This is a genomic window from Buttiauxella izardii, from assembly GCF_003601925.1.
GTDB classification, from domain to species: Bacteria; Pseudomonadota; Gammaproteobacteria; order Enterobacterales; family Enterobacteriaceae; genus Buttiauxella; species Buttiauxella izardii.
This window is the reverse complement of the sequence record NZ_QZWH01000026.1, coordinates 1-23,283: the sequence shown is the minus strand read 5'-3', so window position 1 is coordinate 23,283 and position 23,283 is coordinate 1. Positions and strand designations below refer to the sequence as shown.

The following is a 23,283-nucleotide window of genomic DNA, read 5'->3' as shown; positions in this document are numbered from 1 at the left end:
ATTACGCAATAAAGCCACCACAGGCGGCGTATCACCACTTCGTTTGACCGCATGTTCGCGAAAACGTCACTTTTAAAAACTAAAAAACGCCAAAAAAATGGCTCAAGGGTCAATTATGCGCAGTAGCCCACAGCGAGGGCAAGTCGCTGTGGGCAATTGAAGGGGATTAAGAAGAGACTTCGCTCACTTTTTTCGCGGAATGTGGATTATCCAGGGTTTCTGTCAGCTGTTTCTCATCCAACTGCTTCACCCATTTCGCCACCACGACCGTCGCCACACCGTTACCGACCAGGTTTGTCAGCGCACGAGCTTCTGACATAAAGCGGTCGATACCCAAAATCAGCGCCAGCCCGGCAACCGGCAAATGCCCCACGGCTGAAATTGTCGCGGCCAGCACGATAAAGCCACTTCCGGTGACACCCGCCGCCCCTTTAGAGGAAAGCAGCAACACCACCAACAGCGTGATTTGATGGAAAATATCCATGTGGCTGTTGGTCGCCTGCGCGATAAACACCGCCGCCATCGTCAGGTAAATAGAGGTGCCATCCAGGTTGAACGAATAACCCGTTGGAATCACCAGCCCGACCACCGATTTACGGCAGCCGAGTTTTTCCATTTTATCGAGCATTCTTGGCAGTGCAGATTCAGAAGAAGAGGTGCCCAGAACGATCAGCAGTTCTTCTTTGATGTAGCGAATGAATTTGAAGATGCTAAAGCCGGTCACCTTCGCGATGGAACCCAACACCAGCACCACGAACAAAATACAGGTGATGTAGAAGCAGATGATGAGCTGGCCGAGCTGCACCAGCGAGCCGACGCCATATTTACCGATGGTAAATGCCATGGCACCGAAAGCACCGATTGGCGCGAGGCGCATGATCATGTTGATGATGCCGAAAATCACCTGCGAGAAGCTTTCAATGACGTTGAAAATCAGTTGGCCTTTGTGGCCGAGACGATGCAGCGCAAAACCAAACAGCACCGCAAACAGCAGCACTTGCAGAATGTTGCCGCTGGCGAATGCGCCAATCACGCTACCTGGAATCACATCAAGCAAGAACGCGACCACGCCTTGTTGTTGCGCCTGTTCGGCATACATCGCCACCGCTTTGGCATCAAGTGTGGCCGGGTCAACGTTCATGCCAGCGCCAGGCTGAACCACGTTAACCACAATCAGGCCGATGATCAGCGCAATCGTACTGACCACTTCGAAATAAAGCAGTGCCACCGCGCCGGTGCGGCCCACGGCTTTCATGCTTTCCATGCCCGCGATGCCCGTTACCACTGTGCAGAAGATAACCGGTGCGATAATCATTTTAATCAGTTTAACGAACGCATCGCCGAGCGGTTTCATCTGCGCGCCTAACTCTGGGTAAAAATGTCCCAGCAAGATACCGATAGCGATTGCCGTCAGAACCTGGAAGTAGAGGCTTTTGAAAAGAGAGAGTTTCATAGGGTGTCCTTGAGAGGTGAAGATTCCGCAAACCTTTCAGCTTGCGGCACCAAAAATAACACCCACAAAAACACTCAAAAGTGATACAGCGCTAATTTGTAAACATAATTGTTAAATAATTGAGCTGACTCGCGCCAGCTCAATAACATTTGCAACAAATGTTTTACTGCTTAGCGGTGGATAAATATTGAGCATCAAACTCTTTAAGAGTCAGCGCTCTGGAGAATAAATAGCCCTGCGCCAGCGTCACGCCTTCGCTTAATAGCCAGTCGCACTGCGCCTCGTTTTCCACGCCTTCCGCCACCAGTTTCAGACCGAGGGTTTTTGCCATACCGATAATCACGCCGGCCATGGTGTTGTCTTCGGGCAGAGCATCCACAAAGCTTTTGTCGAGTTTCAGGACATCCACCGGCAGCGCTTTCAGGTGATGCAAATGGCGCAGGCTGGCGTAACCCATGCCGAAATCATCCAGTGCAATGCGCACTCCGGCTTTACGCAGCGGGCGCAAAATACTGACCGCTTTTTTCGGATCGTCGATACGATGGCTTTCGGTGACTTCAAGAATCAACATGCCCGGCTGAATACGATAACGCGCCAGCAATTCCAGCAGCGACGAACCCATTTCTTCATGCAGCAATTGATGCGCCGAGATATTCACGCACAACGGCATGGTGATGCCCTGGCTTTGCCAGCCCGCCAGCACGCGGCAAGACTCTTCAAGCACCCAGTTACCAATCGTGAACATCAGGCCGCAATCTTCGATACGGGCAATCAAACCTTCAGGCAGCGCCCAGCTTCCATCCGGCTGCTGCATACGCAGCAACACTTCCGCACTGACCACTTCACGAGTGCGCATATTGACCTGCGGTTGCAGCCAGATCGCGAACTGTTGGTTGTCTAAAGCGGCGAGTAAATCATGCTCCTGAGTCAGATGGCGCTGGGCGATTTCCATCTGTTCCGGGTCAAAGAACTGAACCTGATTTTTACCGTGGCGACGGGCTGAAAATGCCGCCGATACCGCACGGCGATACAACTGTTCCGCCGTCAAATCGCCGTGATACATCGCAATGCCGATGCTCGCCGTGGGTTTCAGGGAGATGGTCTGAATCGGTAGCTTTTCGTTCAGCACCGCGAGAATTTGCTTCGCCAGCGCCATCGCGGCCCAGGCGTCTTGCACACCATGCGCGATAATCCCAAAGTCGTTGCTGCTCAGTTGCGCCAGCAACATATTCGGCGGCAACACGCTTTTGATTTTTTCTACCAGCGTCAGCAGCAGCATTTCGCGCTGCTCTTCGTTGAGCACGCCCGCCGCGTCTTGCAAGGTTTCGCTGGCAATCACGATCAGCGCACTTTTCTTATCTTCTGCCGTAAGCTGTTCGAGCAACGCCAGCAACAGCGCTTTGTTTGGCAGCTCTGACACCACATGGCGCGTGCTCATGGCGCTCATTTCATCCTGCATGCGCAGCGTCATTTGCTGGTTACGGTTATAGCTGCGCACCAACATGCCAATCTCATCATCATGATGCAGCGCAGGCAGCTTGAGCTGATGGCTCGCCGCGTCATGCGGGCTGAGGTTGTCGAGTTCCCGCGCAATCTTGCGTATCGGATGAATGATTAAACGGTTAATCGACCAGCTAATCGCAACCGACAAAATCAGCGCCAGCAAAAGATAGGTCGTCAGCAACGTCGAAATAGTGCTGATGATGAATTTGTACATCCGCCAGGAATCCGCTTGCAGCACCAGGTAAGCCAGCGGCTGCGGATTTGCCGGGCGCTCCAGGGAATACAGCGGTAACGAGATTTGAACCGGTAACTCAAACAGGCGCGCGATCCACACCGGAATCGGGCGTTCCGGCGCAAAGCTCTGGCGTAATGCCTGGAACTGGTTCGGCAATACCACATCCGCCCGGCTGATAATGCCGGAAGGTTGAATTTGATTAAGGATGGACTCAGCCTGGGGAATGTCCGCTTTCAGAATGGCAGCAGACAGCGGAATACGCACCGAATGGGCGATTTTCTCCATCTGGCTGGCGGTGTCGTAGCGGCTTTGCTGAACAAAGTGGAAAAGCTGAACCACGATAAAAATGAAAATAAACAACACGGCAACGGCTGACACCATCGCCATCTGTTTAATCGTTAACGAACGACTGACTCGCAAACTAACTCTCCGCAATTACTGTGCCCTGGTAGACATATTCTTATGCAGGCTGAGTATACTGCATTGTGGCGGTTTTTAGGGGGTGCGAAACCGACTGGGCGCGCAACGTATCAAATATTGCCGTCAGCACTCCATCAGTATTCTCTGTTAATTCGTTATTCCAGTAGCGTAAGACGACCCAACCCCGGCTTTCGAGCCACAGCGTTCTGTTTTCGTCATAGTGTCTATTTTCATCATGCTGACCCCCGTCTAGTTCAATGGCAACTTTGGGGCGTAGGCAGGCGAAATCGAGAATGAATGGGCCAACAGGATGTTGGCGTCGGAATTTATAGTGAGCAAAGTGTCGGTTGCGCAAAAACCGCCACAGAAGTTGTTCTTGCGGTGTCATGTTCTGGCGCAGAGTTTTGGCGTAGGTGACGAGTTTTTTATCCATTGGGGGATGGTGGCGAGGTTTTTCGGTGTTGTCAGATTGCGGGGGGAATTTTGGAAAGTGGCTCGAGAAAAACAACCCTCATCCCGGCCTTCTCCCTGAGGGAGAAGGAGATCGATCCCCTCTCCTGAGGGTGAAGGCAAAAAACGGTTTATCCTCTCTCCTGAGGGTGAAGGCGAAAACGGTTTATCCCCTCTCCTGGGGGAGAGGGTTAGGGTGAGGGCGTCACTTCACCGCCAACCCCACCAGCATTTTCAAACTCGCAGAATAATAATCTTCCTGCGCGGTAATTTGCGGTTGCGCAACATTCGCCGGTTGCAGCACTAAATCACGCACTGCCAGCAAGCCGCCGTCCATCATATATGGCGCTGGGTCGCCCGTTGTCACATTCACCCACGCTGGCGTTTTCTCACGGGCATATCGCCCCCACCAGGCTTTATAAATCTGGAGTTGCGGGCTACTGTGATTAAACCAATACACATAAAGTGGCACGCGGATCGCATCATAGCTAAAGCGTGCAGGCCACTGTTTTGCCGGAACGGTTCGTCCGTCGGAATATAACGAAACCCAATCCGAAGGAAGTTGAGGATTACCAAACTGCATTTTCCCGAGCAGCTTCTGCCCATCGTTAATCAAATCTCGCCACACCATTAAATGGCTGCGATTCGCAAAATCCTGCCAGGCGGGAAAGATGAAATAGGAAGGGTTGAGGTTCACATAGCTGTTGAGGTTAAAGCCTTTGGCGCCGGGCAACATCACCTGGTAGCCCGCAAAACGAATCACGTTACGCGCCACCAGCGCTTTGGCGATGGCATCGGACTCGTTGAGATAATCTTTGTTGCTCCACTTTTCCCCGGCTTTTAACAACGCCCACGCGATAAAGGTATCGCCATCGGTGGCGTTGTTTTTATCGGTGATTGGTTGCGCTTCCACCGGGTTATAACGCCAGTAGAACAGCCCGTTTTCAGGGTTTTTCAGGGTCTTGTTCGTCCAGCCCCATATCTTATCGAAGCTGTCACGGTCATCGTTTTGCACCGCCATCATCATGGCGAAGCCCTGGCCTTCGGTGTGGCTGACGTTTTTATTACCGGTGTCGACAATCCGCCCATCCGGCATTAAAAACCGCGATTTGTAGCTATCCCATGCGCTGTCAGCCAGCGCGTAGTGACTGAAAATCAAGGCGAATACTGCCACTATCAGCGTTTTGTATCGCTGCCACATCGAAACACCTCATCGACTAATTTGATATCGGAAGTGTACCACTGTTGTCGACTCAGATGATTCGCGCCACAGCGACACGTGCGGTTTACCGCCCTGATCGCGTAACCAACGAGCATAGACACCTTCCAGAACCGCGCTAAAAGCATGGTTCCAGGAAGTCTGCTGCGCTTCATCGCCAGGAACAGGTAAAGCCATATGGCGAATAAGCATCGCCGTTTCGCTGGCTTCAATATCAATATAGCCCCAGTTGAAAATGGCGAGTCGGCCATTTATCTGTGTTTCGAGTTCGCCCACAGTTCTGGCGACAGGTAATGGGAAACGCCCGGCTAACGTGTCGCCCATTTGCACCAGAAATTGACGGCTTTCCGCTTCGCCCGCATTCGCCACCATGCTTTCAATCATAATGTGGAGCAAAGAGAACCAGCCCGGCGGCGTCTGCTGTTCCTGAAAGTATTTCAATACTTGCGCGTCATTCATGATTAATTATTCCCCAGCAGATAACGGAAGTAGAGCTGCGCGGTACTTTCGTTGTAATCACCAAAGGTGTCATAGCCAACCTGACCACCAATCGTCATGTCTTTGTTAACTTTGTAATCGGCGGCGGCACGCAAGTTGTAGCCCATGCCGTTTTCGCTGCTGCCGCTATACCACGCCTCTTTGGCGAAGCCGTTAGCCACGTAGTTTTCCAGTTGCGCCTGCATGGCAGAATCGGTCGGGAAGTACGGGCTTTGGTCCTGGCTGTAAGACTGATAACCCAGCGAACCGCCGACGGACATCGTCCAGTTATCAAACTTCTGCGAGTAATCCACCGGGAAGGAGACGCTGATATAATCTTGCGGGCTGAAGTAGCCACCTTGCCCGTAGCTGAAGAAGCTGAGGTTTTTCGAATAATCCATATAAGTCATGCTGATGCCGGTTTTCAGTTCGCGGTCGTCAGCACGGTATGGACGAAGATAAACGCCCGCGTTGCCGGTGAAGTTATCGTTGCTCGGGACGTTTTCACCCCGGTAGTTATACAAGCCAACACCAGCATAAAAACCGGCGTCACCATCGTCGTAACTCAACTGTGCGCTGCCGCCGTTCTTGGTGACCTGGCCCCATTTCTTGCCGCTGTATTTGTCTTCCACGCCGACGTAAGAAAGCAGGCTATCGACCACCGCACGGCGTTCACCGGTCAGAACTAATTTCAGATAATCAGTCAGTTGTGGCGACCACTGCACACCACCAACGACCGTATTCAAATCCTGGCTCAGCGGTGTGGAACCGATATCGAGCTTGTACTGCTCGCCGGTTAACGCCATTCCGACTTCAACACCCGCCGCACTTTGCGAGCCTTGAGACGGAACGGTGATTTTGTCGATGTTTGGCAGTTCAGGCGGCGTGGTGGTTGAAGCGTTATACAGCTCCTCACCCACTTGCCCCTGAATCAACGCGCCGGTACCAAAACGGCGGCTGGATTCGTCAGACGAACTCCCGGCGTTCAGGCTGATTGGCGTCACGTTCAGGTCCAGACGCGAGTCGCCAAACGGCACCGTTGACCATTGCAACGGCGCTTTGATTTCCGTGAGTTTACTCAGGCCGCTTTCGCCATCACGCCCACGAACCGCCACCGCACCACGCGCCCAGGTGGCGGTTTTTTCGGTGAGTTGCTCCATCATGTTATCCACCTGGCGCAACGTGCCCGCCTGCGCGGTTTCTACCGGCAAGTCGGTGCGAATGGTGCCAGGAGGCGCGGTTTGCGGGTTACGCGCCAGTTGTGCGACCTGCCACGGCATCGCTTCGCCATACAACGAATTGGATGCAGTGGTTTGTGGTGCGACGGTGGTTTTTGGCGTGAACGGGTTATCGGCCAGCGCCAGGCCGCCGAGCGTTGGCGCAGTGCCGCTTTCCACACCTTGCAGGCCGACCAGTTTGCCGCGTGCGGTGCGCAAATAGTTCATCGCCTGTTGGTGATTGCCATCGGCTTCCGCGACTCGCGCCAGCAGCAGCAGGCGTTCCGGGGATTCGTCATTACGTAAACCCGCAGACAACTGCTTCGCTTTATCGACATCTTTATTCGCCAGCGCGACGTCAATCGCACCCGCGCGCGCGTCTTGTTGCGGCGTGTCACGCGTCATCAGATAGTCGTAAACCAGACCCGCTTCTTTGTTCATTTTCCCGGACTGATACAGACGCGCCATCGCAAACATCAGGTCGGTGTTTTGCGGGTCGTTTTGCATCGCGCGGATGAGTTTGTCATACGCCGCCGCATAGTTGCCCTGGGTGCGCAGCTGATCGGCTTCGTTGATCACATAACCATTGCGAATGCTGGCAAGCTGCGTCGGCGTGCTGCGTGACTGCAATTCCGGACTGGCGAGAAACGCCTGCGCTTCACGCCCGAGTCCCGCCTGGTTTAGCACGGCAATCTGGTCGCCGTAATCTCCGGCGTTGCCCTGCACGCCCTGGCGCATGTTGTTACGCACAATGGCGACTGCCGTCGTCACATCGCCCGACTGCGCCAGCATTTTCGCCAGTTTCCCGGCATCTGCCGGGCTTTGCGGTGGACGCGTCGCCAGCGCTTTTAAAGTATTCGCCGCCGCAACGGTATCGCCCTGCGCCAGGTAACGTTCGGCGACGGACATTTGCAGGTTGTAGTTCACCCGCGAAGCCAAAGAGCGCATATCGCTGTTCTGGCTGGAGGCCGGAATGCGCGAAAGCAGAGTTTGCGCCTGCTGCCAGCCGTTGTTTTCACTGGCGAACAGCGCAGCCGCGTACAGTTCGGTATTCGACGCATTCGGGCGGAATGACGGAGCCATCACGTTGCTGGCTTCTGCGCTACGCCCTTGTTTTTGCAACTGCCGCGCTAAGTCGAGGCGCAGCCACGGGTCGGACGGGTAACGCGCCACGCCCTGTTGCAAAATTGCGATAGCCTGTTGCGGATCGCCGTTTGCCGCAGCTTGCTGTGCCTGGCGGCGTACCGGGTCCGCCGGGTTGCCACCAGAAACGCGCGGCTGCAATTTGGCCTGCAAACTGGCGGGCAACGTGCGCAGAACTTCCTGCGCTTCAGCCGTTTTGTTTTGCTCGCGTAAAACGTAATAGAGGTTTTCACGCGCCGGGCCGTTGTTCGGTTGATTGGTCAGCACGCTGCGCAGCGTCTGCTCGGCGGCGGCGTAATCTTTGTTGTGGCGCTGAACATCGGCGCGGAACAGTTTTGCCGACGTCCCTCGCTCGCCGCTTTGCTCAGCCAGCGGCGCACTAAGCGCCAGCGCCTGGCTGATGTTGCCCTGTTTAAACGCCGCTTGTGCGCTTGCCAGTTGCCCGTAAAACGCGGCGTCGTCGGCCTGTTGTTTACGCTCGTCGGATTGGTCACCGCCGAGGCTGGCGGCGCGATTCAGGTATTCCGAGGCGGCGGTGTAATCGCCTTTGCGTTGCGCGATGTAGCCCATGCCCGCCAGCGCGTCGGCGTCCTGCGGGTTGGCTTGTAGCACTTGTTCAAACTGCGTTTTCGCCGCGTCGGTATTGCCGCTGTTCAGCGCGGTAAAACCTTCGCCTTTCGCCGCACCGCCGATGTTTTTACGGTAATGATCTTGCACCGCCGTGTCTTTCGGATGGCGCTGCATAAAGGTTTGATAATAGGGTTCATCGCTCGCCGTTGGGCCAAGCCACAGCAGCGCCTGGCGCAGGGCTTTGTCCGCATCCTGGCTGCCACTCGCCATATTTTGCAGGATATCCATGCCTTCACGGCGCGTGCCTTCCTGGTAGGTCAGCACTTTGCCCAGCGCGATGCGCCCGCCATTGTCCTGCGGGTTTTGCGCAGTGAACTGGCGTAAACCGGCCACCGCTTGCGGGTACAGCGATTTATCCCCGGCCATGGTCAGATAATATTCTGGTGCCAGACTCGGTGGCGGTTGGTCGCCGTTAAACAAATTACGCCAGGTCGCCAGAGCGGCGGGAACGTTGCCGCTGCGCGCTTGCTGACGCGCTAAATCAAGCTGCCCGCGAGGGATTTGCTGAATTTGCTTCGCGTTATCCAGCGCCTGCAAGTTGTTATCCTGCGGCGAAACAGACGCGAGGCGTTCACGCCACTGCGCGGCACCTTTAATATCTCCGGCCTGCTGCGACCACAACGCCATCAAATACATCGCCTGCGTGTTGTTGGCGTCCACCATTAACACTTTTTGCAGCGCTTCTTTTGCCAGCTCGTCGTGCGACTTTTCGTGCCAGTAATTAGCCTGATCAAACAACGCTTTTAACGCCGGGTTGTTATCCGCCGCCGTCGCACTAAACGTCAGGCCGCCAAAGAAGCACAGAGTTAACAGGTGCCGGGCAGTTTTGTTTTTATAAGTCATTGAGCACCACCTTTACTTACCATCATCCTGAGGATTAAGACGTTTATGCGCGCGTTTTTTCAGTAAGGCATACAAGCTCAGGCCGATTACCGTGGCGAACAACAAACCTAAAATGGCCAGGAAGGCGGAGTGCTGGTTGGCGTACCAGACCACCATCATGTACCACGGCATTTGGCCGCTCGGGAACTGCTGGCCGACGCGGAAACTGCGGACGCCGTTTTCATCGGTAATAATCGCCGCATCGCCACGAATGCTGGCGTTAATGCGTGCCGAGCCTAAATCCGTCTGCAATCTTGCAAGCTGTTCGTCGGTGCTGCCAATCGCCATCACCACCACGCGATCCGGGTTCCACTGCGAGCGGAAGCTCACAAACCCGCGCCACGCTTCGTTAGACGAGAAGTAACGGTCAGCGGCGATGCCGGTCGAACCCCAGTCGCCCTCTATCCAGCTTTGAATTTTTAGCCAGATAGAACGTTCACGAACGCCGAACGCGTGTTCGTTGCTGGTAAACGGCGACTGCGCCAGTAAGGTGCGGTTAAACGCGTTTTGATTAATGGTCGATACCGCCAGCACGTGGCTGTCTTCCAGGCGTTGCAGGTTCGCGCCACCGGTTGGCAAGCCAAACATCACCGCGTTGTTATTCAGTGAAGTGCCGGTCGCATTCCCGGAACGCGCCGCCAGATTCATCAGGGTGCTGATTTCAGCCTCGCCTGGGTTTTCTGGCAGCAACAGAACGGTGTGCGAGTAATCCGCGAAACGAGAGAACGGGAACGATGCGCCGACGAAGTAAGAGAGGTTTGGCAGCAGCGAGAAGTGGCGCGTTTTGCTCAAATCAATCCACGAATCCTCGTCGATACGGCTCTTAATATTGTTATTAAGCAACACGCTACACGGCGCGGTTTCTTTGGTCTGAATGTTGAAATACAGCGACAGTTGGTTGTCACCGTAAATCAGATACGGTTGCAGCGCGAGGTTGTAAGTTTCCTGGCGTGCATCGCCGCCCACTTTGCGCCACAAGGTTTCCAGCGCACCCTGCTTGTTCACCGGCAAGTTGTTGAGGAACGTGCCGTTGAAGGTCATGGAAAGGTAAGAGCGTTCTTCATCAATCCAGTTTTCCGTCGGGAAGCGATAACCGATTTTCATCGGAATGGTGCTGCCATCCCACAAGAACAGATCCGGTGCCGCGCGGAAGGCCACGCTTAACGGCTCGTGCCAGATGCCCGTCGCCGTCAGGCTTTGGTCTTTGCGCATCAGTTCGGTTAATCGCACCGGGCGTTCGGTAGAAATCCAGCGCGGTGCGTCATACGCTTTGCTGACCGGAATCGCCTGGTTTTCCACGGTGGTGCTGGCAGTCTGGCCGCCAAATTTACCCTGTGTTAAACGCCACGCCGCCGCCCGCAGTTGCTGGTCTGAATTACCGACCACCAACAGCAATTTATAAACCGGGTTGCCGGGGTTATCGATGATTTGCAGCATCGGCTTTTGCGTAGCTGGCAGCGTCAGGCCGCCGATTTGGTCGCCGGGTTTGCCAAACAGAATGCCGTTTTTCTCGGGCAATTTGTCAGTCAGCGCGTTAAATGAAATGCCGCGATAATCCGCTTCGATTCCTAGCCAGGAGGCGACCAGTGCTGCCGCGCTGACTTGCTCTGGCTGCGTTTTCGCCGGGAAAGCAAACGCGACAGACGCCGGAGTCATCTGCATCGAGTCAAAGAACGGGCGCGGGAAATGGCTGAGATCCGCACCGATATTCAGCTGCTGGCCTTCCAGATCCAGACGCGTGGTCGGCATGATGGTGACCTGATATTTATCAGACAGGTCACGCAGGCAAAGCAAAGCATCGCCATCGTTGATTTTAAAGCTGATGTTGTTGCTCGACACCACCATCGCCGCCGGGATTTCCAGCTGGTAATTCGAGACATCGCTGTCGGCAGAACCGAGCGGCACAGTGCCCAGAGGCTGACCGTTCATCATCAGCTGCAATGTGGTGTTGCGTGCCGCCATCGCCGGAGAAACTTTCAGGTTCAACAGCAATTGCGCGTTGGTGATCACCTGGTCGGCGGGCAGGGTAAAATCAATCCCCGCCTGCAACTGGCCGCCGCTGAGCATAATGCCGCGCGGTTGGCCCATTTGCGCCACGGTAATACTGCTGGCGCTGCCTGGCGTGAATGTTGAGGGCGCAGGCGTTGCCGCGACCGGAGCCGGAGTTGGCTCAGGTTCTGGAAGCGCATCCTGCATTGGCGGCGTTTCCGGCACGGGAACAGAATCCGGCGTTGCGTCCGGAGTAGATTCTGGTGCAGGTGCCGGTAAATCCAGTGGAATTTGTGACTCGACCGCCGTGGTGTCTTCAGCCATAACGGGGGCGCTTAAAACGGTTACTGCGAGCAATACCTGGCAAACCTTAAAGGTCATCCGTTTCATGTCACGTTGTCCTCACTGGCACTTTCCATACGCTTTGCTTCTGCCTGACGCAGACGGCGGTTTTCGCGGCGCGATTTCCAGGTCAGCCAGAACAAGTCAAACACACAACGGATGATGATAAGCAGGGAACGGAACGGGTTGTCCTGCGGCTTCGGCGGGTGGATCCACGCATCAGCACGCGCCAGAACCACACGCACCAGTTCCCGGCGGCGGTCGAGTGGGATCTCTTCAAATTGCAGGCGAATCGCCTGTTCGTCATGAGCGATCACTTGCACCGGAATGCTGATAGAACCTGACTTTAATTGCAGTTCGATTTCTTCAATTTCGTCGGTGAGATGGCGTTCATCAGGCACCGCAATTCGGCAACCGCCCATCGACAAATCGAGCGTATTACTGCGCGATGAAATGCCGCTGGCGTAGTGAATCACCACCGGAACATCGACCTCAATACGGATGGTTTTACGCGTCTGGCGCGTTTCACGGGCCACGGCAATCGCCGCCAGCAGGAACACCAGGCTGTATAAACCCCAGCCGACGTTGAGTGCGATAACGTTCGGGTCGACGCCAAAGTAATCATGCGCACAGGCGCGCACAATCCCGGCAACCACCGCCACCGCCAGTAAAACCGCGACAATCATATGCGGGCGCACGACGCTGAAATCGAAGTATCCGACGTCCAGCAGTGCACCTTTATCGGTGACGTTAAACTTGCCGCGTTTCGGGAATAGCATCGTGACAGCGGTCGGCAAGACCAGGTGGAATGCCATCACCATGTCGTAAATTTCGCCCCAGAAACTGTAGCGATAACGCCCATTCATGCGCGAGTTGAGGTAAATGCTCAAGATCAGATGCGGCAGCGCATAAGCAAAAATCAGGCTCGCCGAGGAGTGGATGATGTTGAGGTTAAACAGCAAATACGCCAGCGGCGCGGTGACGAACGCCACGCGCGGCAGGGCGAACTGGAAATAGAGCATCGCGTTGAGATAACACAGGCGTTGCTGCCATTTCAGGCCACGGCCAAATAGCGGGTTATCGAGGCGGAAGATTTGCGTCATGCCACGCGCCCAACGGGTTCGCTGAATAACGTGCAGAACCAGACGCTCGGTCGCAAGACCCGCCGCCAGCGGGATATCGAGGAATGCAGATTTCCAGCCCAGGCGCTGCATTTTCAACGCGGTGTGGGCATCTTCGGTCACAGTTTCTACCGCAAAACCACCGATTTCTTCCAGCGCGCTACGGCGAATGACGGCGCAGGAACCGCAGAAGAATGTCGCATTCCAGTTGTCATTACCCTGCTGAATCGGGCCGTAGAACAGCGCACCTTCGTTGGGAATGTTTTTGCCGCCCGATAAATTACGCTCGAACGGATCGGGCGAATAGAAGTAGTGCGGCGTTTGCAGCAGCGCCAGTTTCGGGTCTTTCAGGAACGCACCGACCGTAGCTTGCAGGAAAATACGCGTCGCCACGTGGTCGCAGTCAAAGACCGTGATCAGCTCACCTTTGGTGAGTTTCATGGCGTGGTTAAGGTTACCGGCTTTGGCGTGGGAGTTATCGTTACGCGTGATGTAACCCACACCGGCATCTGCGGCAAACACCGCAAATTCACGGCGTTTACCATCATCGAGCAGGTAGATTTTAATTTTGTCGCGCGGGTAATCGATACATTGCGCGGCGAGCACGGTATCGCGCACCACTTCGAGGCTTTCGTTATAACTGGGAATGTAGACATCCACCGTCGGCCACGTCGACGTATCTTCCGGCAACGGCACGATCCCCCGTTTTAATGGGAACGCGGTTTGCAGATAGCTCAGTAATAAAACCACCCAGATATACAGCTCAGCTAAAAATAGCCCTATTCCGAGAATGGCTTCTATTTCGGAATTAAAATGCAGGGTTTGCGTCGCACGGAAATAAATATAACGTGTGGACATCAATACTGAGACCAGCATCATGATTATCGACACGCTGTGCTTTTTGCTGAAGCCTAATAAAAACAGAATCGCCAGGCTAATAAAGCCAAAGATATACTGCTTCTGGCTGTCCATAGGCGTAATGATGATCAGCACTGCTATTGGCGCTAACACCAATAGCAGTAAATAAAACAGGACCTTTTTCATAGGACATCCTGGATGATTGTCAGAAATTTGACGTTCTCAAGGCGGTGTGAACCGCGCCATCACCAATTTTTATGCCGAGAATAGCGGCGACTCGTTTACTAATAAGTTCAATATCAAAAGCCGCTGCGGAAGCCGGACTAAAATCAAATATCGACTGCTGAGAGGCATTGGCTTCAGCCACACTTTCATCGCGGTTAATAACGCCAAGCAGACGGTCACCAAGGCGTTGCTGCATAAATGCAGTGACGTCGCGGCTGATATGTCGGCGGTTATCGCTCTGGTTAAGCACAAAGTAATATCCCGCTTTGTTATTTAGCGGCTCGCCAATTAAGCGATGGTTTTCAATATGCGGGAGCAGCGAAAGCGACGCGGTATCCGCCAGCATGGTCACCAGATGCAAATCGGCAATGCGCGAAACCGCCTTCAGCGCCGGGTTCGGCCCTGGCGGGAAATCGGCAATAATCACGAGGCCTGGATAGTTCAGCAAGGTGCTTAATCCGCGCAGCAAAAAATGGCTGTCGGTTGCCAGAAGATGCTCAAATTCAAGGCGTTGTTCTTCGCTCACGTCGCCATACGGCAGCACAAACATGTTGCTTCCTGCCGTCAAAACTGACTGGCTCCAGTCGGCTGATTCAATGGCTTTTGTCACGTAGCCACGGCCATCTGACAGCGGCACACCAAAGTGCAGACGCAGCGCGTTTTGCACATCAAAATCAATGGCTAACACTTTGCTACCCGCGCGTGCTAATGCATACGCCAGGTTAGCAGTCACCGTGGTTTTTCCTACTCCGCCTTTTGGCGAGCACACACACACTAGCGGCATGACGCAATCATCTCCAGCAACGGTTGCAGCGGCAAGTCTTTGGCGGGATGACTCCGCGCCGTGTTCCCTTTGGCTGCGAACAGTTTGTCAAAACGCACGGGCTCATTGGCGAGCGGTGCAGGGGCCTGCGGCGCGAATACGGCGGCAGGTTTCACGGTGTCTTTTAATGGTTCTGGAATAGGTTCTGGTACCGGTTGCGCTGGTTCCACGGCGGGAGCCAGTTGCTCAAACAACGTCGCGGTGCTGTGCTGCGCAGGCTCGGTGGGTAAAGTCGCGGTTTTAGCTGCCGGCAATGCGCTGTTCAGGCTATTTAGAATCGAGCCTTGTGACGCCGCATTGCTGACAGGCTGCGCCGCCAGAGGCCGGAAATGACTCGCATCAAATTCATCCGCCTTCGCCGCCTGTGGCGCAGGAACGGCAATACTTCCGGCGTGAGACAACACCGAACCGTCATCTTCAGTATTCATTAACTGTTTGATGATGGCCCAGTTGCTGGTATCTGACTGTTTGTTTTGCGCCGACATATCCTTGAATTCGATAGCGCCTGTGCGGGTCTTATCCTTGAATCGCTGCAAGTCATCATAGTTTTTCATTGCGACACTCATGATTTATAAGACGTTTCGATGAGATAGTTATTCAAAGCTTATACCAATACTATTAAAAAGGTTTTTTGGATAATGATTATGGGCTATTGACTTCACAGAACGTTATTAATTGCCAGGCGTTATCATTACTTATTTTATTATTGTTTTTGCGGGTAAAATGATGGCATTTCAAGCCAATATATCGGCTTTAGCCGGGGCTTCTCCATCTTTTTTTCTTATCCACACTCATCTAAGCATGAAGATGATTAAATTTTTAATTAAGCACTATTTAATACTAACTAATAAAAGGTAGCAGCTTTTGTTTGTGATTTCACACACATAAATAGTATTTGGTTAAGTCGAATATTTCGCGTGGAAAATTAACATTAAATTTGAGGTTTATATTTCCATGGGGTTTGTGGGGTAAATATAACATCAGCCGTGATAAAAAAACAAAAGACGTCGACCCATCCCCACATTTTAAAATGCGCATTGCTCCTGCATTACGTGAACAGTTAGATGTATAAGCCGCAGAACAAGGTTTAAGACTCTGGCGCGCGAAGAACTCAAGAAGAAAGGGATAGAGCCGACAGGATAAGCGTTGGTCCCCCTCACCCCGGCCCTCTCCCCCAGGGAGAGGGGGAAAACCGTAGATTCCCTCTCCTGGGGGAGAGGGTTAGGGTGAGGGCGTTTTGAATTACCGAATTTCCCCGTTCTCATCCTGATCAACAGCGAAACACGCCACCAGTTGACCGCCGTACTCTTTCAGCTGCGGTTGCAACTGCGTACACGGCCCGAAACGGCGGCGGCAGCGGGCGTTGAACGCACAGCCTGGCGGTGGGTTCAGCGGGCTTGGTAACTCGCCGGTGAGTTTGATGCGCTCGCGGCGGTCATCTGGATTCAGGCGCGGTGTGGCAGAAAGCAGCGCCTGGGTGTACGGGTGGCGCGGGTTGGAGAAGATCTGGTCTTTGGTGCCCTTCTCTACGCAGCGGCCCAAATACATCACCATCACTTCGTCGGCGATGTGCTCCACCACCGACAAATCGTGGGAGATGAACACATACGACAGCCCCATTTCCTGCTGCAAATCCATCATCAGGTTCAGCACCTGCGCGCGCACGGAAACGTCGAGCGCGGATACCGGTTCATCGGCAATCACCACGTCCGGATCGAGCATCAGGCCACGGGCGATAGCAATACGCTGACGCTGGCCGCCGGAGAACATATGCGGATAACGGTCGTAATGCTCGGTTTTCAGGCCAACTTTCGCCATCATCGCCAGCGCTTTTTCACGGCGATCGGCTTTGCTCAGGCTAGTGTTGATTTGCAGCGGCTCTTCCAGAATTTGCCCCACTTTTTTGCGTGGGTTCAGGGAGCCGTACGGGTTCTGGAACACGATCTGGATTTTCTGGCGACGCAGCTTTTCAGCGGTTTCATCAGGTTTCAGCAAATCCTGGCCTTGATAGTAAAGCTCACCGCCGGTCGGGATTTCGATCATCGTCAGCAGGCGGCCCAACGTGGATTTACCACAGCCAGATTCGCCTACCACCGCCAGCGTTTTGCCGCGTTCCAGTTCAAACGACACGCCGTCCAGCGCTTTCACCAGGCGTTCCTGGCCGAAAAAGCCTTTCTTCACCGGGTAGTGTTTTTTCAGGTCGATGGCCCGCAACAGAGGTTGCGCAGTGGCCTTTTCGGTACTCATAGCGTTGGCCTCCCGGCATCATCGAGTGGGTAGTGGCATTTGGACTGACGCCCGTTATCCACCATGTTCAGTTCAGGTTCTTCAGTGCGACATCTGTCGGTGGCGTACGGGCAGCGCGGGTTGAGCAGGCAGCCGTTGGGGCGGTCGTACTTGCCCGGCACCACGCCCGGCAGTGACGCCAGACGGGCTTTGTCCTGCGCAAATTCAGGTAATGCACGCAGCAGCGCTTGGGTGTATGGGTGGCGCGGTGCACGGAAGATATCGTGCGCGGCCCCGGTTTCAACCACTTGCCCGGCGTACATTACGATGATTTTATGCGCCGCTTCAGCCACCAGCGCGAGGTCATGGGTGATCAGGATCAGCGCCATGTTCTCTTTTTGCTGAAGTTCCAGTAACAGCTCAATGATTTGCGCCTGGATGGTCACATCCAGCGCGGTGGTCGGTTCATCGGCAATCAACAACTTAGGCCGACAAGCAATCGCCATGGCGATCATCACGCGCTGGCTCATACCGCCGGAAAGCTGGTGCGGGTAAACGTCCAGACGCGAAGCCGCATCGGGAATGCCCACCAGGTTCAGCAGGTCGATAGCGCGCTGGCGACGAGTACTTTTGTTGCCGCCCTGGTGCACTTTGATGGCTTCCATAATCTGGAAACCGACGGTGTAACACGGGTTGAGGCTGGTCATCGGGTCCTGGAAGATCATCGCCACTTCGGCACCGACCAGGTTGCGACGTTCTTTCTCAGAAATCTTTTGCAGATCCTGGCCGTTAAATTCCAGTTTCTCTGCCATCACGCGGCCTGGGTAATCAATCAGCCCCATAATCGCCAGCGAGCTGACGGATTTACCGGAACCTGATTCCCCAACGATACCGACAACTTCGCCCTGATTTACGCTGTAACTCACGCGGTCTACGGCACGGAACGGTGTCTTTTCGTCGCCGAAATGCACCGATAATTTGTTTACATTCAATAACGCCATTTCGTCGCCCTTTACTGCTTGAGTTTAGGATCGAGCGCATCACGCAGCCCGTCACCCATCAGGTTAAATGCCAGCACCGTCAGCAGGATTGCGACACCCGGGAAGGTGACAACCCACCAGGCACTTTGGGCAAACTGCAACACGTCGGAGAGCATGGTGCCCCACTCCGGTGTTGGCGGTTGTGCACCCATGCCGAGGAAGCCGAGAGCGGCCATATCGAGAATGGCGTTAGAGAAGCCAAGGGATGCCTGCACGATCAGCGGTGCCAGGCAGTTTGGCAGAATGTTGATGAACATCTGGCGCATTGGGCTTGCACCCGCCACGCGCGAAGCGGTCACGTAGTCGCGATTCACTTCCACTAATACCGCGCCGCGCGTCAGTCGCACATAGTGCGGCAGGGCGACGAAGGTTAATGCGAGCGAGGCGTTGACTATCGACGGGCCGAATATCGCCACCAGCACCAGCGCCAACAGCAGGCTTGGCAGTGCCAGCATGATGTCGACAACGCGCATGATGATGTTGTCGATAAGGCCGCCGAAGTAGCCCGCCACCAGGCCGAGTACCACGCCCATAATCAGCGACAGCACAACCACCAGGCAACCGACCAGCAGCGACAAACGCGCGCCGTACATCAGGCGCGCCATGATGTCGCGGCCTACGTCGTCAGTACCGAGGATAAACTGCCAGCTGCCGCCGTCTTGCCAGACCGGAGGATGCAGCAGTGAATCACGGAACTGTTCAGCCGGGCCGTGTGGCGCGAGGACGTTAGCGAAAATGGCAATCAGGATCATCAGGGTGACGTACACCAACCCGACGACCGCCCCTTTGTTACGTTTAAAGTAGTGCCAGAATTCCTGGAACGGCGTCATTGGGACGGGCGCCGCTACCACTTTGTTATCTGTTATTTGCGTCATGATGGCCCCTTATTTCTTATGGCGTATACGCGGGTTCACCACGCCGTACAGCAAATCGACGATCAGGTTAACGAGGATAATCATCGTCGCCACCAACAATACGCCGCCCTGTACAACCGGGTAGTCACGACGTTGCAATGCATCAATCAGCCAGCGGCCAAGGCCCGGCCAGGAGAAGATGGTTTCCGTCAGAATCGCGCCCGCCAGCAAGGTGCCGACCTGCAAGCCGATAACGGTGACAACCGGCAGCATGGCGTTACGCAGAGCGTGAACCACAATAACGCGCATGCGGGTCAAGCCCTTGGCACGAGCGGTACGGATGTAGTCTTCGCCCAATACTTCCAGCATGGATGAGCGAGTCATACGCACGATAACCGCCAGCGGAATAGTGCCGAGCACTACGGCAGGCAGAATCATGTGCGCTACGGCGTCGATGAAGTCGCCCGGTTCGCCCCAGATGGCGGTATCGATCAGCATGAAACCGGTGAGCGGCAAGGTGTCGTCGAGGAACACCGTGTCGCTGACGCGCCCGGAGACGGGGGTGAGGTTCCAGTAGACGGAAACCAGCATGATTAACATCATACCCCACCAGAAAATAGGCATTGAGTAGCCCGTCAGCGCCAGGCCCACCGAGGTGTGGTCGAAGATTGAACCGCGTTTAACTGCGGCCAGAACACCGACCGGAATGCCCACGGCAACGGCAAACAACATGGCGCAAACGCCGAGTTCCATGGTCGCTTTAAAGCGCGGTACGAACTCGTCCCAGACAGGGAGACGGCTTTTTAACGAAATGCCCATGTCGCCGTGCATCACACCCCAAATATAATGGAGGTATTGCTGCCACATTGGTTTGTCGAGGCCAAGTTCGGCCAACAACTGAGCATGACGTTCAGGAGAGATACCACGCTCACCGGCCATAATCATCACCGGGTCACCCGGAATCATGTGCACGAAAGCGAAGGTAAGAAGGGTAATACCGATAAATGTGGGGATGACTAACCCCAGACGGCGAAGGATGAACTGCAGCATATCCCGGATTCTCTGTAATCTCCCGGCACTAAAAAGTGGCGGGATGTATTGCTCACAAATCAAAAGATACCCCCCTCACCCTGACCCTCTCCCTGAAGGAGAGGGGATTTAAAGCAAGGCGAGGGTGGATCTTAAAGTCAGAAAATTACTCTACTGACACGTTCTCAAAGTGGTGTTTGCCCAATGGGTCAACCACATAACCTTTCACTTCTTTGCGCACTGGCTCGTATACGGTGGAGTGAGCAACGATCAGCGCCGGAGCCTGGTCATGCATCACTACCTGAGCTTGTTTGTACAGCTCGATACGTTTGTTGTGGTCTTCTGCCGCACGCGCAGGTTGGATCAGGTCTTCAAACGGCTTGTAGCACCAGCGAGAGTAGTTGGAACCGTCTTTCGCCGCAGCACAGCTGAACAGAGTCGCGAAGAAGTTATCCGGGTCCCCATTGTCGCCAGTCCAGCCCATCATTACAGCCTGGTGCTCGCCCGCTTTGGCGCGCTTCAGATACTCGCCCCACTCGTAGGTGACGATTTTGGCGGTCACGCCGACTTTCGCCCAGTCAGCCTGAATCATCTCAGCCATACGGCGAGCGTTCGGGTTGTACGGACGTTGTACTGGCATCGCCCACAGGTCAACGGTGAAGCCGTCAGCGTGGCCGGATTCTTTCAGCAGCGCTTTTGCTTTCTCAGGATCGTAGGTGTAATCCTTCACGTCATCGTTGTAGCCCCACATGGTTGGTGGGATGAGGTTTTTAGCCGCAGTACCTGCGCCCTGATAAACCGCTTTGATGATCGCTTCTTTGTTCACCGCGTAAGTCAGCGCCTGACGCACTTTCACGTCATCAAACGGTTTCTTCTCGGTGTTGAAGGACAGGTAACCGACGTTCAGGCCAGCCTGTTCCATCAGGTTGATGCTTTTGTCTTGCTTCATACGAGCGATGTCAGCCGGGTTTGGATACGGCATAACCTGGCACTCGTTTTTCTGCAATTTGGCGTAACGCACGGAAGCGTCAGGCGTGATGGAGAACACCAGGCGGTCGATTTGCGGCTTGGTGCCCCAGTAGCCCGGGAATGCTTTGTACAGAATGCGCGAGTCTTTCTGGTATTGCAGCAGCTGGAACGGACCAGTACCGATTGGGTTCATGTCAGTTTTTTCTGGCGTACCGGCTTTCAGCATGTTGTCAGCGTATTCTTTGGACAGAATAGACGCGAAGTCCATCGCCAAATCGGCCAGGAATGGAGCTTCTGGACGCGCCAGAACGAACTGAACAGTTTTGTCGTCCACTTTCTTAATTTCGGTGATCAGGTCAGGCAAGCCCATGCCTTCAAAGTATTCGTAGCTGCCGCCAGAAACTTTGTGGTACGGGTTGTTTGCATTTTTCTGACGATCAAACGAGAACACCACGTCATCTGCATTCAGATCGCGTGTTGGTTTGAAATCTTTGTTGTCCTGCCACTTCACGCCCTGACGCAAGTGGAAGGTATAGGTTTTGCCGTCTTCACTGACTTCCCATTTCTCAGCCAGACCTGGGACGATTTCAGTGGTGCCGGTTTTGAACTCGACAAGACGGTTATAAATTGGCACTGAGCTGGCATCGTACGTTGTGCCAGAGGTGAACAGCTGCGGGTTAAAACCTTCTGGGGAACCTTCTGAGCAATAAACCAGTGTTTTTGCCTGAACGCTTGCTGCTACGGTCAGTGCCACCAGGCTCAGACCAAACTTCAGCATCCCTGACTTCTTCAAGGAAAGACTCATTCTTCTGCTCCATTGTGAGATGTGTTGTTTTTTCCGTTAGACCTTTGTTATTTGTGTGCGGTCCGTTCGGTATGCCCGGAGGCGGAGGTGAGGCCAGGGATTCCTTTCGTCAGGCTAGCTGTGTGATAGTGCGGACTGTCCATAAATTGCCCCTCACGCCCTACAATCTGTCAATAGATGAGTTAAACGTCAATATAGGTAACGGGGATTTACAACCGAGGTGAGAATTGGCGAACAAAGTTAAAAAAAAGCCTGCGATGCCATTTCCAGCAGGGAAATTTATGCTACGGGGTTGTTACCAGAATATTACACTGCTTATTTTGCAACCGATAGCGGTAATCGGTTGCGCGATTTTTGAAAAATTTCTTGCCGAATGCTGATTATCTGAACGATTAATTTTGTGATCTAAGTCTCTCACAGCGAATCATGCTGGCTCGAAACATAAGCAATGGGTAATTAACCCACTATTTTTCATAACAAAATACGATGGAATATGTCACAAAATCGGACTCATGAGGTCGATACCGCCGACAACGCTCATATTATGAATAATTAACAAGTCCTATTTCCGACGTAGGCCATGATTGACCTGCGCAGGGCATTATTAATATCGTCAGATCTTTATGCCGGTAATCACTATGTTTATACGCAAGGACGCTTTACCCGCCGTATTCTCGGCCCTCTGCCTGGTTTTATCTCTTTCTGGTTGTGATGATAAATCGCCAACTGTCGATCTCTTCGCTACAGCTCCCCAATCCACTAACGAGCCATGTCAGCGCCAGCCAGAATTTATCATTGATCAAAATAACGGGCGCTACCCGTTATGGCCGCAAAGTGACGGGGCAGAAAATATTAATTACCGTACTAACGAGCTTGCGAAGATAGAAAAAGACCAGGGCAAAACATTAAAATACTATTCGCTCGCTATTGTGATTCAGGCGAATAAAACGACACAACTTCTGAGTGAGGAAAGTTTTATTCCGCAAGAAGCCCAGCTCCAGGCAACGGCTTTATATTCACTTATTGCAGCCGCCCAGGAATGCTATAAAGCGGCGCCGCCATCAAGTAACACCCAGCTTACGCGTTACTCCTTCATGCTGGACGCGGCGAATGAATACAGCCGGTTTGTGGAAGAACGCATTCAGCGTCATTGGGATAAAACTCCATACAGCCAAAGCGAGAAAACTCAAATCGGTGGGATGTCAGAATGGATGGTGAAAGGTTCGGCGGGAAAGGTTATCCGTGCGTACAACAAAGTGATCGATGATTTTAATCAGCTCATTCACTGATTTTGCCAAACTTCAGACGTAAAAAAACCCAATCTTTCGATTGGGTTTTCTTGAATTTGGTCGGCGAGAGAGGATTCGAACCTC

The 23,283-nt window shown here is 53.9% G+C and carries 16 protein-coding genes; 1 reads left to right on the top strand and 15 read right to left on the bottom strand.

Annotated elements, in window-relative coordinates; translation table 11 throughout:
• Window positions 1–166: 166 nt before the first annotated feature.
• From D6029_RS12450 to dppA, 15 genes are all read right to left on the bottom strand, one after another.
• The gene (locus D6029_RS12450) at window positions 167–1,453 is read right to left on the bottom strand and encodes a dicarboxylate/amino acid:cation symporter (protein WP_120065065.1); all 1,287 of its coding nucleotides are present in this window, start codon (window positions 1,451–1,453) and stop codon (window positions 167–169) included.
• A 163-nt stretch (window positions 1,454–1,616) separates the two neighbouring features.
• Window positions 1,617–3,611 carry a biofilm formation regulator HmsP gene (hmsP, locus tag D6029_RS12445; protein ID WP_120065064.1) on the bottom strand — a complete coding sequence of 665 codons (1,995 nt, stop codon included), beginning with the start codon at window positions 3,609–3,611 and terminating at the stop codon, window positions 1,617–1,619.
• Window positions 3,612–3,651: 40 nt separating this feature from the next.
• A complete protein-coding gene (locus D6029_RS12440) occupies window positions 3,652–4,044 on the bottom strand; it encodes an endonuclease domain-containing protein (RefSeq protein WP_120065063.1) in 393 nt (130 codons plus the stop codon).
• 222 nt (window positions 4,045–4,266) lie between these two features.
• A complete protein-coding gene (locus tag D6029_RS12435; protein WP_120065062.1) occupies window positions 4,267–5,262 on the bottom strand; it encodes a family 8 glycosyl hydrolase in 996 nt (331 codons plus the stop codon).
• Between the two features lie 9 nt (window positions 5,263–5,271).
• Complete coding sequence (gene bcsD, locus D6029_RS12430; RefSeq protein ID WP_120065061.1) at window positions 5,272–5,739, bottom strand: cellulose biosynthesis protein BcsD; 468 nt, start codon at window positions 5,737–5,739, stop codon at window positions 5,272–5,274.
• Window positions 5,740–5,741: 2 nt separating this feature from the next.
• Window positions 5,742–9,590 carry a cellulose biosynthesis protein BcsC gene (locus tag D6029_RS12425; RefSeq protein ID WP_120065060.1) on the bottom strand — a complete coding sequence of 1,283 codons (3,849 nt, stop codon included), beginning with the start codon at window positions 9,588–9,590 and terminating at the stop codon, window positions 5,742–5,744.
• Window positions 9,591–9,602: 12 nt separating this feature from the next.
• Complete coding sequence (bcsB, locus tag D6029_RS12420) at window positions 9,603–12,008, bottom strand: cellulose biosynthesis cyclic di-GMP-binding regulatory protein BcsB (protein ID WP_120065059.1); 2,406 nt, start codon at window positions 12,006–12,008, stop codon at window positions 9,603–9,605.
• Window positions 12,005–14,125, bottom strand: a complete 2,121-nt coding sequence (gene bcsA / locus D6029_RS12415; RefSeq protein ID WP_120065058.1) for a UDP-forming cellulose synthase catalytic subunit — start codon at window positions 14,123–14,125, stop codon at window positions 12,005–12,007. The genes bcsB and bcsA overlap by 4 nt, the downstream gene beginning before the upstream one ends.
• Window positions 14,126–14,144: 19 nt before the next feature.
• The gene (gene bcsQ / locus D6029_RS12410) at window positions 14,145–14,948 is read right to left on the bottom strand and encodes a cellulose biosynthesis protein BcsQ (protein WP_120065057.1); all 804 of its coding nucleotides are present in this window, start codon (window positions 14,946–14,948) and stop codon (window positions 14,145–14,147) included.
• On the bottom strand, window positions 14,939–15,541 hold the full coding sequence (bcsO, locus tag D6029_RS12405; protein WP_167455998.1) for a cellulose biosynthesis protein BcsO: 603 nt from the start codon (window positions 15,539–15,541) through the stop codon (window positions 14,939–14,941). The genes bcsQ and bcsO overlap by 10 nt, the downstream gene beginning before the upstream one ends.
• Window positions 15,542–16,229: 688 nt before the next feature.
• Window positions 16,230–17,234: a dipeptide ABC transporter ATP-binding subunit DppF gene (dppF, locus tag D6029_RS12400; protein ID WP_120065055.1), complete on the bottom strand. Its 1,005-nt coding sequence runs from the start codon at window positions 17,232–17,234 to the stop codon at window positions 16,230–16,232.
• Window positions 17,231–18,214, bottom strand: coding sequence for a dipeptide ABC transporter ATP-binding protein (gene dppD / locus D6029_RS12395; protein ID WP_120065054.1), 984 nt, complete (start codon window positions 18,212–18,214; stop codon window positions 17,231–17,233). The genes dppF and dppD overlap by 4 nt, the downstream gene beginning before the upstream one ends.
• Before the next feature lie 11 nt (window positions 18,215–18,225).
• On the bottom strand, window positions 18,226–19,128 hold the full coding sequence (dppC, locus tag D6029_RS12390) for a dipeptide ABC transporter permease DppC (RefSeq protein ID WP_120065053.1): 903 nt from the start codon (window positions 19,126–19,128) through the stop codon (window positions 18,226–18,228).
• 9 nt (window positions 19,129–19,137) lie between these two features.
• A complete protein-coding gene (gene dppB, locus D6029_RS12385; protein ID WP_120065052.1) occupies window positions 19,138–20,157 on the bottom strand; it encodes a dipeptide ABC transporter permease DppB in 1,020 nt (339 codons plus the stop codon).
• Between the two features lie 145 nt (window positions 20,158–20,302).
• Window positions 20,303–21,910 (bottom strand): dipeptide ABC transporter periplasmic-binding protein DppA, encoded by a 1,608-nt coding sequence (dppA, locus tag D6029_RS12380; protein ID WP_120065051.1) that lies wholly within the window; start codon window positions 21,908–21,910, stop codon window positions 20,303–20,305.
• Window positions 21,911–22,548: 638 nt separating this feature from the next.
• On the opposite strand from dppA, the gene D6029_RS12375 reads away from it, so the two are divergent.
• Window positions 22,549–23,199 carry a DUF3829 domain-containing protein gene (locus D6029_RS12375; RefSeq protein ID WP_167455997.1) on the top strand — a complete coding sequence of 217 codons (651 nt, stop codon included), beginning with the start codon at window positions 22,549–22,551 and terminating at the stop codon, window positions 23,197–23,199.
• Window positions 23,200–23,283 lie beyond the last annotated feature (84 nt).